14 protein-coding genes are annotated in these 12135 nt (G+C 70.6%); 3 read left to right on the top strand and 11 right to left on the bottom strand.

Annotated elements, in window-relative coordinates; all coding sequences use genetic code 11:
- Positions 1-30 precede the first annotated feature (30 nt).
- The 6 genes from OG906_RS36000 to OG906_RS35975 all read right to left on the bottom strand — a co-directional run bounded on the left by OG906_RS36000 (position 31) and on the right by OG906_RS35975 (position 5315).
- Positions 31-996, bottom strand: a complete 966-nt coding sequence (locus OG906_RS36000) for an aromatase/cyclase (RefSeq protein WP_329448467.1) — start codon at positions 994-996, stop codon at positions 31-33.
- 89 nt (positions 997-1085) lie between these two features.
- Positions 1086-1349, bottom strand: coding sequence for a hypothetical protein (locus OG906_RS35995; RefSeq protein WP_053677970.1), 264 nt, complete (start codon positions 1347-1349; stop codon positions 1086-1088).
- A gap of 309 nt (positions 1350-1658) precedes the next feature.
- Entirely contained in the window at positions 1659-2480 is an 822-nt protein-coding gene (locus OG906_RS35990) for an AfsR/SARP family transcriptional regulator (protein WP_267827912.1), read from the bottom strand.
- A 296-nt stretch (positions 2481-2776) separates the two neighbouring features.
- On the bottom strand, positions 2777-3604 hold the full coding sequence (locus tag OG906_RS35985) for an AfsR/SARP family transcriptional regulator (protein ID WP_329448466.1): 828 nt from the start codon (positions 3602-3604) through the stop codon (positions 2777-2779).
- 259 nt (positions 3605-3863) lie between these two features.
- Positions 3864-4532, bottom strand: coding sequence for a ScbR family autoregulator-binding transcription factor (locus OG906_RS35980; RefSeq protein WP_267803320.1), 669 nt, complete (start codon positions 4530-4532; stop codon positions 3864-3866).
- A gap of 105 nt (positions 4533-4637) precedes the next feature.
- Positions 4638-5315 carry a ScbR family autoregulator-binding transcription factor gene (locus OG906_RS35975; protein ID WP_267803319.1) on the bottom strand — a complete coding sequence of 226 codons (678 nt, stop codon included), beginning with the start codon at positions 5313-5315 and terminating at the stop codon, positions 4638-4640.
- A 414-nt stretch (positions 5316-5729) separates the two neighbouring features.
- Here OG906_RS35975 and OG906_RS35970 point away from each other — a divergent pair, with 414 nt between their 5' ends.
- Positions 5730-6722 (top strand): ScbA/BarX family gamma-butyrolactone biosynthesis protein, encoded by a 993-nt coding sequence (locus OG906_RS35970; RefSeq protein WP_329448465.1) that lies wholly within the window; start codon positions 5730-5732, stop codon positions 6720-6722.
- Between the two features lie 31 nt (positions 6723-6753).
- Here the strand turns inward: OG906_RS35970 and OG906_RS35965 are convergent, their stop codons facing one another.
- Positions 6754-7710, bottom strand: a complete 957-nt coding sequence (locus OG906_RS35965; RefSeq protein WP_329448464.1) for an NAD-dependent epimerase/dehydratase family protein — start codon at positions 7708-7710, stop codon at positions 6754-6756.
- Positions 7711-7943: 233 nt separating this feature from the next.
- On the opposite strand from OG906_RS35965, the gene OG906_RS35960 reads away from it, so the two are divergent.
- The gene (locus OG906_RS35960; RefSeq protein ID WP_443067481.1) at positions 7944-8330 is read left to right on the top strand and encodes a GNAT family N-acetyltransferase; all 387 of its coding nucleotides are present in this window, start codon (positions 7944-7946) and stop codon (positions 8328-8330) included.
- A gap of 48 nt (positions 8331-8378) precedes the next feature.
- Here OG906_RS35960 and OG906_RS35955 read toward each other — a convergent pair whose 3' ends face one another.
- From OG906_RS35955 to OG906_RS35940, 4 genes are all read right to left on the bottom strand, one after another.
- On the bottom strand, positions 8379-9377 hold the full coding sequence (locus tag OG906_RS35955) for an AraC family transcriptional regulator (RefSeq protein WP_329448462.1): 999 nt from the start codon (positions 9375-9377) through the stop codon (positions 8379-8381).
- A 67-nt stretch (positions 9378-9444) separates the two neighbouring features.
- Complete coding sequence (locus OG906_RS35950) at positions 9445-10296, bottom strand: NAD(P)H-binding protein (RefSeq protein WP_329448461.1); 852 nt, start codon at positions 10294-10296, stop codon at positions 9445-9447.
- Between the two features lie 108 nt (positions 10297-10404).
- Positions 10405-10617, bottom strand: a complete 213-nt coding sequence (locus OG906_RS35945; RefSeq protein ID WP_329448460.1) for a DUF4287 domain-containing protein — start codon at positions 10615-10617, stop codon at positions 10405-10407.
- Positions 10618-10679: 62 nt separating this feature from the next.
- Complete coding sequence (locus OG906_RS35940) at positions 10680-11276, bottom strand: dihydrofolate reductase family protein (RefSeq protein WP_329448459.1); 597 nt, start codon at positions 11274-11276, stop codon at positions 10680-10682.
- 296 nt (positions 11277-11572) lie between these two features.
- Here OG906_RS35940 and OG906_RS35935 point away from each other — a divergent pair, with 296 nt between their 5' ends.
- Positions 11573-12118 carry a flavoprotein gene (locus OG906_RS35935; RefSeq protein ID WP_329448458.1) on the top strand — a complete coding sequence of 182 codons (546 nt, stop codon included), beginning with the start codon at positions 11573-11575 and terminating at the stop codon, positions 12116-12118.
- Positions 12119-12135 lie beyond the last annotated feature (17 nt).

Genomic DNA, 12135 nt, shown 5'->3' with positions numbered 1-12135 from the left:
GGCGCCGGACCTCCGCTCGCGGTCCGGCGCTCAGAGCGCCCGCAGGCCCCTGACGGCGTTCCGCGCGTACGCGCGGGCCTGCTCGAAGGTGGCCGCGCTCTCCCGGCCGAGGGTCTCGCGGACGTACCGGCGCGCCTGCGACAGGTCGGCGTCGGGGCCGAGGACGCGTTCCACCATCCGCTCGTCCAGCAGCACGTGGTGCAGGGAGAGCACGGTGACTCCCGTCTCGTCCGGGACGATCGACCACTCCCCCGTGTGCGCGGCCAGCAGCGGCGACGGCACGGTCTCCTTGTAGACGGTGCGGGCGGCCGCCGGGAAGGACACCCGTACGGACTCCGTCGTGTGGACGGAGCCGTCGACGGTCAGCGTGTGTGTGGTGGCGCGCTGCACCCCCGGGCGGTCCTCGACGACGTCGGCGCGTGCGATGTGCGGGACCCGGCCGGGCCAGGAGGCCACGTCGTACAGGAAGGCGCCGACCGGTTCGCCCGGTCCGTCGAAGCGGACGGAGTCCTCGAAGCTCATCGTCAGCGCGTCGAGCCCCTCCCAGCGTTCGGCGGCCTCGCGCAGCCGGTCGAGCATGATCCGCCCGCCGCGTTCGGCGTCGGCGCGGGCCCGCTCGACGTCGCAGCCGCGGTTGCCGGCGACGGTGAAGTCCTGCTCCAGGGTCAGCCGCGACCAGCCCGGGGCGAGCTGTCGTACCGTCCAACTGCCGCCCGCGGAGGTGACGGGCGCTTCGGGAACCTCCTGGCGGAAGTCGATCCGCCGCCGTTCGGAGTCCAGGGTCCGCCGCCACAACGACGTCCGCACGGTCCCGTCGCGGGTGTCCCACAGGGAGAACCGCTCGCGGCTGCCGTCGAAGTCCCACGGCTCGACATGGACGGTGTCGGGTACCAGCAGCGGCCACTGGGCGGTGTCGGCCACCAGCGCGTACAGGACGCCGGCCGGTGCGGCCGCGTCCACCGCGTGTGTCATCCGGTGCACTCGTTCGACAGACATCAGACACCCTCTCTCAACGCTTGATGCAGAGCCTGTCCGTATCCGCAGGAAGCTTCCTGGACTCCGAGTGGAGTTCCGGGGCCCGGTCCTCAGACCGCGGCGCGGGAACCCAGCACGTGGTTGACCAGGTCGAGGTAGCGGCGCGGGGTGTCGGCGTACTCCATGGCCTCCTCGTCGAAGGCGATGTCGAACCGCTGCTCCAGGTAGCCGGTGGTCTGGAGGACGGAAAGGCAGTCGTAGCCGAGCTCCACCCAGTACAGGTCGCGCACGTCGTCATCCAGCTCAACGCCCTCCTCCTCACCTCCCCAGGCGCGCAGGATCCGCGTCAGATCGGTGAGTTCCAGCCGGTCCATGGGTGTACCCCTCTCCTCGTCCGCGAGCACGCGCACGCGTCCCGGGTACCCCCGAGCCTGACCACCCTCCCTGGAGCACCACTCAACGCCCCCTAACCCGACCGGGCGATCCCAGCCCCGCCAGGCAATCCCAGCCCCGCCAGGCAATCCCAGCCGGGCCGGGCCATCCCAGCCCCGCCGGCGTTTGAGGCGCGGGGTCCGGGGCGGAGCCCCGCAACCCGGCCGCGGCCCGGCCCACCCGCACCGCGCCGCACCCGCACCGCACCGCGCCGCGCCGCCACCCGCACCCGCCCCACAACCCCCGGAGGGCTACGCCGCGTACAGGTCGAACGTCGAAGACCTCCGCGGCCCCGCCACCACGTCCAACGCCGGGTCCACCTTCAGCATCGCCTGGTGCAGTCGTTGCAGCTGCTGCGAGGGCTCCACGCCCAGTTCGTCGATGAGTCGTGTCCGCAGCCGCCGGAAGACGTCCAGCGCCTTCGCCTGCCGCCCCGACCGGTACAGCGCGACCATCGCCTGCGAGTGCAGTCCCTCGTGCTGCGGGTGCCGGGCGATGAGTTCGGCGAGTTCCGCGAGGAGTTCCGTGTGCCGTCCCAGCCGCAGGTCGACGTCGATGCGCCGTTCGGTGGTGACGAGTCGGCTCTCCGCGAGCCGCAGGACCTCGATGTCGAGGATCGGGCCGACCCGTACGTCGACGAGCGCCGGTCCCTGCCACAGGGCGAGCGCCTTGCGCAGCAGGTCCGCCGCGGTCTCGTCGTCGCCCTGGTCGAAGGCGTTCTGGCCGCCGGCCACGAGGGTCTCGTACGTGTGGACGTCCACGGACTCCGGGGGGATCTGGAGCAGGTATCCGCCGTGCCGGGTGGCGAGGATGTCCTTCGCCGAGCCGGGGGCCCCCGGCCCCATGGCCGTGCCCAGTCTGCGGCGCAGTTGGAGGATGTACGTCTGCAGGGTGGTGAGCGCGCTCTGTGGCAGGTCGGTGCCCCAGATCTCCTCCATGAGGGTCGGCACGGGCATCACCCGGCCCGGGTAGAGCGCGAGGAGCGCCAGGATCTGACACGGCTTGCCCGCCGTGGGAACGATCGATCCTCCGTTGACCTCGGCACTCAAAGGTCCCAGAATCTGAATCTTCACGGTCTCCCGTCTCCCCTCCGCAATTCGTCGCGCCATACTCGGATTTCAGCATTCGACCCGATCACGGTAACGGGGCCCCGGGCAAGGTCACCGAATTCTTGAGCCGGCGTCGAGCGGCCCTCCGCGCTGGTGCGCGGTGGGGTGTGTTTCCGCTGGTGGGAGCCCCTTCACCGGTGTCGATGACCTTTTCTCGGGGGCTCCCGCGGCGGTTTTTCCGCGGTGCTGTCCGGCCTTTTCCGGAGTGGGGTTCCGGCGGCCGCGGGGAAATGAGCGCACAAAGACCGTGCGATGACCTGTCAGCCCACGGGAACCAGTCGCCTCTTGGGCGTCTCGGTGGTTTCCAGGGGGCGTTCGGGCCCGGTCATCAGGATCGAGCGCTGGAGCCTGCGCAGCGCCGCCGAGGGCTCTATGCCGAGTTCGCGCACCAGGGTGGTCCGCAGCCGCTGGTAGACGTCCAGCGCTTCGCCGCGGCGGCCGGAGCGGTGCAGGGCCAGCATGAACTGCCCGTGCAGGTTCTCATGCGTGCGATACCGACTCACCAACACCGTCAACTCCGCCAACACCTCACGATGACGACCCAACCGCAGATCCGCCTCGATCCGCTGATCCAACGCACACAACCGCGTCTCCTCCAACCGACGAATCTCCATGTCCAACTGCACACCACCCTGGACATCCGCGAACGCCGGCCCCGACCACAACCCCAACGCCTCCCTCAACAACCGCGCCCCACCCGGATGATCACCCGCATCCACCGCCCGATAACCCAACCCCGACAACCGCTCGAACTCCCGCACATCACTCTTCCCCCCACCACCACACAACAAATAACCCCCCGGCAACGTCACCAACACATCCTTCGCAGTCCGCGAAGTGTCGCTCCCGTCGCCTGCGAGGGCCGTGGCGATGAGCGCCCGGAGCTGGAGGATGTACGTCTGCAGCGTGGTCCGGGCGCTGCGCGGCGGTCGCTCGCCCCACAGCTCCTCGATCAGCGCGGCGACGGGGACCGTCTGGTCGGCGTGCAGCGCGAGGAGCGCCAGCACCTGACGGGGTTTGGCTGCGGTCGGCGTGATGGAGATCCCGTTCTCCCGCACGTCCAGTGCGCCCAGTACATCGATGTCCACGCCGTACTCCCCTGCTTCGTCCATGGATGAGCCCTCGACTTTCACTGGAATGAGCAAAAAACAGCATCAGCGGTTTGTCAATACCAAACCGGCTGGGCCGTTTTCTTGCCAGCATGGACCAGGGGCACCCAAGAACAGCATCTGACCTGCGCATTTGCCAGGATACGGAGGCTCTGGAGGGCTGCCGGCGGACGCAAAAACACCCCTCAGAAACCTTCCTGAGGGGTGTTTCAGAGACCGGAACAAACCATTCAGTTTGCTAGTCGGGGACGCCACTCCGGGCGGCGGCGGCCACGCACATCGTGTCCGAACCGTCGGCGCGCAGCTCTCCGAGCGAGCCGTCGGCGGCGATCCGGGGCAGCATCAGGGCCCAGTACCGGGCCAGCGAGGGCTCCGCGAGCCACGCCCCCTCGTCGGCTCCGAGGGCCTCGAAGCCGACGATCGCGGCCACCACGGCGGCCGCCGCGTCCTGCGCGGAGACGCCGTCGGCCAGTTCCCCGTTGCGGGCGGCCGTACGGAACATGGCCTCCACCCAGCGTTGCCATTGCCGGCGCACGCCGCAAGGGCCGGCCCCCGCGTCGTCGCCGGTTCCGGCCGCCACGCAGAGCCCGAACCCCGCGCTGACCACGGGATCATGCGCGAGGAGCGCCATCAGGTCGTGCGTCGAGTCGACGAGCACCTGGAGCGCGTTTCCCCCCGCCAGCCGGGAAACCGTGATCACCCGCACGGAGGCCGCGGCGCGATCCACCACGGCCTCGGCCAAGGCCGTCTTGCTGCCGAAGTGGAAGTGCAGGCCGCCCGCACTGACCCCGGCCCGTTTGCTGATGGCGCCGATCGAGGCCGTGGCGAAACCCTCCTCGACGAACACCTCCGCGGCGGCGCGGACCAGAACCTCACGCGTGCGGGCAGCACGCTCCTGCTTGACCATGCGATCTCCACAAACCGCCTCGGCGGTTTGCCCAGGGGGGTACAAAGCTTCGCAGGCACGATCCGACGCCTCGGTGGAGCCGTGCCCGAGAAGCGCCGGCGCGAGTCAGGAGGCGACCTGGCCGGCGGTCACCTCCGCGGCCTCCTCCAACCGTTCCATCTCGGCCACCACCTCGGCCCCGCGGGTCCGCCCCATCTCCAGCCGGGCCAGGACCGCGGGCGTCGCGATGCTCGGGTAGACGTGCTCGAAGAGCACCGAGACCCGGTGTTCGATGTCCTCGCGGTTGACGAGCGTCTGCGAGTAGATCTGCACCCCGGTCCAGCAGGCCGAGAGGGTCCAGGCCGTCTCGGCCGTGTTGACGTGCGGCAGCAGCTCGCCGCGCGCCTTGGCCTGGATCAGCATCTCCTCGGTCACCCTGATCCAGCCGGGGACCGATCCGCCTCCGAAGATCTCCCGCATGTCGGGCCCGAGCGAGAGCCGCGCGCCGGCGCTCAGCATCGGGTCGCGCTGCATGCGATGGGCCATCACCATCGACGTGTCGACGAGTTCCTGCAGCTTGCTCTGGCGCGGCGGTACTCCTCCCTCGGCGAATTGCTCGTCGAGGACTCCTCGCGCCAAGTCCTGCTTGGACGAGAAGTGGAAGTACAACGCTCCCTTGGTCACTCCGGCGCGGGTGAGGATGTCCGCGATGGTCGCAGCCTCATATCCGCGCTCGTCGAAGACCGAGGCCGCCGCTTCCAAGATCGCACGACGCGTGCGTACTGCACGCTCCTGACGTGCCACGATGCCTCCGATGTCCACGGGCCCACACGGACGGAACCCCTTCGGATTCCGCTCCCCCCCGTAAAACCAACCAGAAGGTCCGTATTTTATCAAGACGGAAACAATAAACCGTGACCTTTTGGCCACGGCAGTCAAGTCCGTCTCATGTGGCGGGAGAAGTTCTCGCGTTGGTCGCGCTCTCGCACGATCCACTTCGTTGAGCAGCCAAGAAGGAACAGGCTGTCACCGCTCTTTCCGAACCATCTGTTCGGTTTGTTTTAACCGTACGGTGACACGCGCACCCGAACATCGGCCTCGTGACGGCATCTGCGCCAAGTAGAGGCCAGAACATCCTTGCAAACAAAACCGGAGAGTACGTATCTTACGACTTCAAGTGCTCGTCCCATCCGTCAACTCGGCTCTGCGGAGAGGTCCATGACCCTGCTCACGTTCGAGAACAACACCCCCGCGCTGTCCATGAAGGAAGCCGGCGTGCGGCGGACGACGCGCTGTGACGAGCTTCCCCGGCTCACGAGCACCGTCCCCCGGGAGTACGTGCATCGCAGCTCGGTGGCGGAGGTGTTCCTGACCGGCTACGAGCGGATCGGTGACGACACCTTCCTGCTGACCGGCCAGTGGCCGCGGGCCCATACTTTCTTCATCAGCGCGGACGGTACCGGACACGACCTCGTCCAAGTCGGGGAGACCGTCCGCCAGGCCGGCCTTTTACTGTGCCACGCGGAGTACGGGGTGCCCCTGGGGCACAACGTGCTGCTGTGGAGCCTGGGCTTCAAGGCCGACCTGGAACAGCTGCTGATCGGCGCCGGTCCGACCGACCTGGAACTCATCGCGACCTGCCGGGACTTCGGCTGGAAGGGCAACCGGTTCTCCGGCTTCCTCGAGGTGAGCGTCCGCCGTGACGGACGGATCGCGGCCACCGGTTCCGGGCTCTTCAGCTTCGTTCCCCCGGCGGTCTACCGCCGGCTGCGCGGCGAGTACGGAAGCCTCTCCACGGCCGCTCCCGCGCAGCTCCCGCCGCGTCCGGCGCCGATCCGGCCGGCGGAGGCGGGCCGGTTGTTGCCCTTCGACGTGGTGCTCGCCCCGGGCGACCGGCCCGGCCGTTGGTTGCTCTCGCCGGACCTGACGCACCCGATCCTGTTCGAGCACGCCAATGACCACCACCCGGGGATGGTCCTGGTGGAGGCGGCCCGCCAGGCCGCCTGCGGGACGCTCCACGCCCGCTCGTTCAGACCCACGGCGGTGGAGTCCTCGTTCCACAACTACGCGGAACTCGACGCCCCGTGCTGGATCGACACCGAGGTCCCCCACTCCATGGACCCGGGCATCCGCACCGTCCACGTCACCGGACACCAGGGCGACACCCGGATATTCGAGGCGACCGTCACCGGAACCATAGCCTCCGACTGATCCGGCCTCCTCGGCCGGGAGCCGTGGCCGCTCATCGGCCCATGTGCTCCCGGTACCACGGCGCGTACCGGGCGAACCCCTCCGGCAGCCCCGGTCCGGGCTCCGCGCCGACCAGCTTCCACAAGCGGCTGCCGTCGTACCAGTGATCGACCGCCAGCAGCGAGATCCTGCGGCGGGTGACCGGGTCGCCCGCCGCACCCAGCCGTGCGCAGGCCTCCTCCAGGGTGACGTCCCCGTCCGGCAGGGCCACCCCGAGGGCCCGCCCCACGGTGGTGACCAGTTCCCGGGCACTCACCGGTTCCGGGTGGCAGGCGTGCAGGACCTGTCCCGCGAGCCGTCCGGGCAGCCGGGCCAGGTCCGCCACCGCGTCCGCCAGGGCGTCCGCGGAGATCATCGAGAGCCGCGCGCGCCCTCCGTCCACCCAGTACGGCAGCCGCCCCATCAGGTCGACCAGCGCGGGGACCATCCAGGTGTCGCCGCGTCCGTAGACCAGGTGGGGCCGCACCACGACGCCCCCCGCGGCGAGGACCAGGCGTTCGCCCTCCAGCCGGGTGACGCTCGTCGCGGAGACCGGTTCCTCGGGCAACAGTCCCTCGGCCTCGCCCCGGTGCGGTTCGTCGCGGTAGACGGCGGCGGTGCCGAGGTGCACGAAGCGCCGTACGCCGGCCCGCGCGGCCTCGGCCAGCAGGGCGCGGGTGCCCTCGACGTTGACCGTCCGACACTCCTCCTCGGTGCCGCCGATCCTGGCCGCGAGGTGGACGACGGTGGTGACGCCCTCGCAGATGCCGCGCAGGGACGCCGGGTCCGTCAGATCTCCGGTCACCGTCTCGATCCCGGCCGCCGCACCCGTGTGCCCCGGCAGGGCCCGCCGGTGGCCGAGCAGCCGCAGCGCGGGGCCGGCCGGGCCGTCCCGGCCGTCCGGGGCGCCCACGGCCGCTGTCAGACGCGCCGTCACATGGGATCCGACGAAGCCGGTGCCGCCCGTCACGAGGATCCGTTCGGGAATCAACGAAAGCCTTTCGTCGGGACGTACGGGACGTACGGGAAGTGGAGGAGTGGTCCGCACTTACTGTCTTACAGCATCATCGTTTCGTCGATCATCACCCTGGCGGAAAGTAGGCTGAGACGATGAACAGCTCAACTCCCCGCCTGGTGCCGGTCACCCCGGAAAACTTCGACGCGGTGTGCGCGATTCGGCTTCACCCGCATCAGGAGCACCTTGTGTCACCTGTCCTGAAATCGTTGGCGGAGGCATACGTGTACGGGGCGAACGCCTGGCCGCGAGCCATCGTGGACCGTCGGGACGACGGGGCGGAGGAAGTGGTCGGCTTCGTCATGGCCTTCCTCGACTTCTCCTGGAACGGCGACGCGACCGACCGTCGCTCCGGCATCTGGCGCCTGAACATCTCCGCCGAACACCAGGACCGGGGATACGGACGGTTCGCGGTCGGGGCCGTCTCCGAGGAGATCCGCGGCCTCGGCGGCACCCGCGCGTACGTCACCTGGAACCCGGGCGAGCACACCCCCGAGCCCTTCTACCTCGGCCTGGGCTTCACGGCCACGGGCGAACTGAGCGGCACCCAGCGGGTCGGCGTCCTCGCCCTCTGACGGGCGCGGGGCCCGCCTCCGGTCTCCGCAGGCCCCGTAAGGCCGCCGCTACTCCCGCAGGACCACGGTCAGCGGCCCCCGCGCGTCCTTCGGAGCCTCGACCGCCGGGGCCTTCCCGGCACGGAACTCCTGCGGGCTCACCCCCCGCACCCGCTTGAAGGCCGTGGACAGCGCGAACGCGCTCCCGTAGCCGACCCGGCGGGCCACCGTCGCCACCGTGGCCTCCGGGTCGCGCAGCAGGTCCGCCGCCAACGCGATCCGCCAGCCCGTCAGGTACGCGACGGGCGGCTCGCCGACGAGCTCCGTGAAGCGGCGGGCCAGCGAGGCCCGGGACACCCCGGCCTTCAGCGCCAGCTCCTCGACCGTCCAGCCGTGCGCCGGACTCTCGTGCAGCAACCGCAGGGCCGGTCCGACGACCGGGTCGCCCTGCGCCCGGTACCAGGCCGGGGAACCCGATCCCGGATCGGCGAGCCAGGCCCGCAGCACGCCGATCAGCAGCAGGTCCAACAGCCGGTCGAGGACGATCTCCTGGCCCGGCTCGTCCCGGGAGATCTCCGAGGCCAACAACGCGATCAGGGTGGCGTCGGCGGTCCCCGCCGGCCGGACCAGCACCGTCGGCAGCGCGTTCAGCAGCCGCCGCCCGATCTCGCTCGGCGCCTGGTAGGTGCCGCTGAGCATCACCGCCGAATCGGCGTCCCGCAGCGCCTCGCCCCAGGTGCGCACGCCCAGCGCCATGGTGTCGGTGACGTCCTCGCCCGCCTCGGTGTTGCACCGCTGGTCCGGGCCGACGGTGATCTGTACGGGGGTGTCCGGCGCGTCCGCGACCGTGTACGGCGCCGGCCCCCGGACGACCACCAGGTCGCCCGGACCGACCGCGACGGGCTCGCCGTCGTCGGGCAGCAACCAGGCCGCACCCCGGGTCATCGTCATCACCGAGAGCGGCGCCCGGTCCTCCACGCGCAGGGACCACGGCGGATTGAGAACGGACTTGAGGAGGAAGGCGCCCCGGGCCTTGGGCCCTTCGAGGAGACCGGTCAGCGTGTCCATGGGCCCATCCTCCCCTCCCCGCCCCGCGTCGTCCCGCGCGTGCCCCCGGTCCTCCCGTGCGGGCCCCTCACACGTCCCAGACTCCGGTGGCCGCCGCCTCCCGGGCGAAGTCCGCGAAGTCCCTGGGCTCCCGGCCCAGCACCTCCCGTACCCCGTGCACCACGTGCGCGTTGCGCCCGTCGAGGATCAGCGCGAACAGCTCGGCGAAGTCCTCCGGCAGGTCGTTGGCGCGCAGGACCGCGCGGTAGTCCGCGTCCGAGACGGGCACGTACGAGATCTCCCGGCCGGTGGCCTTCGACAGCTCCGCGGCGACGTCGGCGAAGCCGAGCAGGCGCGGGCCGGACAGTTCGTACGTCCTGCCGACGTGCCGGTCGTCGGTGAGCGCGGCCACCACCACGTCCGCGATGTCCTCGGTGTCCACGAAGGGTTCGACGGCGTCCGCGGTCGGCAGGGCGATCTCCCCGGCCAGCACCGGCTCCAGGAAGAAGCTCTCGTCGAAGTTCTGGTTGAACCAGCTGGCCCGCACGATCGTCCAGTCGGCCCCGGAGGCCTTCAGGTTGTCCTCGCTGCGCCGGGCCGACTCCTCGCCCCGCCCGGACAGCAGCACCAACCGGCGGGCGCCGGCCGCGACGGCCGCCTCGGCGAACGCGCCGACCTGCTCGGCGGCGCCCGGGAAGGCCAGGTCGGGGTAGTAGGTGACGTACACCCGGTCGACGCCCTCCAGTGCCGCGCCCCAGCCGGCGGGCTCGTGCCAGTCGAAGGCGGGCTCTCCGGTACGCGATCCGATCCGGACCGGGCGGCCCTGCGCCCGCAGCTTCTCGGCGACGCGGCGCCCGGTCTTGCCGTTGCCCCCGATGACGAGGGTGAGGGGCGCGCCCTGCGTGTTCTCGGTGTTCTCGGTGTTCCGTGTCGTTGTCATGCGACCAGTCAACCGCCGGGCGGCGAGACGGAACATGGCCGAGAAGCTCAGTCCCATACGCGAGCGTCCAGACTGCTTTCCTCCGCCGCCTCCGCCGCGCTCAGCGGTTCACTGGCCGGCGTCCTCGGCGAGGGTGTGCGCCACGAGGGCGTTGGCGTGGCCGTGACCCAGGCCGTGCTCGGTCTTGAGCCAGGTGACCAGCTCCATGTGCCGGGTGAGGGGCGAGGACCGGATGAGTTCCTGCCACTGCGAGATCGGGCGACCGTACTTCTTCTCGATCGAGGGGAAGTAGCTCGCGGGGCCCTTGACGGCGTCGGTCATGTCGGGGTTCCTTTCGTGCGGAGACGGGTGCGTGGGTGGGGTGGGTGAGGGGCGGGGCGGACTCAGCCGCCGGTCACCGGCCGGTAGGTGCACACGTTGACGCCCGCGGCGCTGGTGACCGTGGAGACCAGCTCCAGCCTCCGCAGGCCGCCGTCGTCCGGGAAGATCGACTTACCGCCGCCGAGCAGCACCGGCATGATCATGAGTCGCAGCTCGTCGGCCAGCCCCTCGCTCAGCAGGGTGCGGACGAGGGTGGGGCTCCCCATGACGACCAGGTCGCCGCCCTCGGCCCCGCGCAGCTCCCGAATGCGGGCGACCGCCTCGACACCGGGGATGCGCGTGGTGTTCTCCCAGGCCGGCTCGGAGCCGTCGAGCGTCTCGGAGACGACGTACTTGCGGATCGCGTTCATCCGGTCGGCGAACGGGTCCCCCGCCCGCTCCGGCCACGCGCCCGCCATGGTCTGCCACGTGCGGCGACCGAACAGCAGCGCCTCGGCCCCGGCCAGCGCGTCGGAGAAGGCGCCCCCGACCACCTCAGGGTCGAAGAACGGGTGCGACCAGCCGCCGTGCGCGAACCCGCCGTCGCCGTCCTCGCCCGCGCCGCCCGGTGCCTGCACGACGCCGTCCAGGCTGATGAACTCACTGACCACGATGCGCATGTGCTCTGCTCCCCTTGTCGACCGTCGATGCGCGACGGTGTCGCACACCCATGTGGACGGCGTCCACATTTCCGCTTCCCGCAGCCTACAAGGCAATGTGCACACCGTCCACATTCTTGTTCCGCCGCGTCACAGGGGTAGACGGCCCGGCCGCCCGAAACTCATCGCACCCCGCGAAAGAGGCCGGTGCCACCGCCTGCGAACGGGCGGCGCGGCATGCGCGTTCTTTGTGCTCTCGGCGATGACTTTCACACCTCAAGTCCGCTTGAGGTGGAGGAATATGATCACATGGCGGTATGACGAGGACCTTGTATCTGCTCTGCTCCGCCGCCCCGCCCGTCTTCGACGTGGCCCACGTGATCGAGAACGCCCAGTCGCGCGGTTGGGACGTCTGCCTCGGTCTGACCCCGACGGCCGCGCACTGGGTGTCCGAGAGCCTCGACGGACTCGCCGCCCTGACCGGGAACCCGGTGCGCTGGCAGTACAAGCTGCCCGGAGAACCAGACGTGTGGCCCGCGGCCGACGCCGTGCTGTTCGCCCCGGTCACCTTCAACTCGCTCAATGCCTGGGCCCTCGGGCTCACCGACCGGTTCGTCGCCGGGATCGCCGCCGAGGCCATCGGCAAGGACATTCCCGTCGTCGCCATGCCCTGTACGAACGCCGCGCTCGCGGCGCACCCGCGCTTCGACCTCTCGCTGGCCGAGCTGCGGGCGGCCGGGGTGGAACTCCTGCACGGCGACGGCGGGTACGTCCCCGGTCCGCCGGACGAGGACACCCCGGCCCCCTTCCCGTGGGCGGTGGCCCTGGACGCCGTGGACCGCCGGGGCACCCCGGCCCCGTAACCACCGGCCGCCCCGCC

This window comes from Streptomyces sp. NBC_01426, assembly GCF_036231985.1.
In the GTDB taxonomy this organism is placed as follows: Bacteria; Actinomycetota; Actinomycetes; order Streptomycetales; family Streptomycetaceae; genus Streptomyces.
Note: the sequence above shows the minus strand (reverse complement) of the source record. Positions and strands in the feature narration are given on the sequence as shown.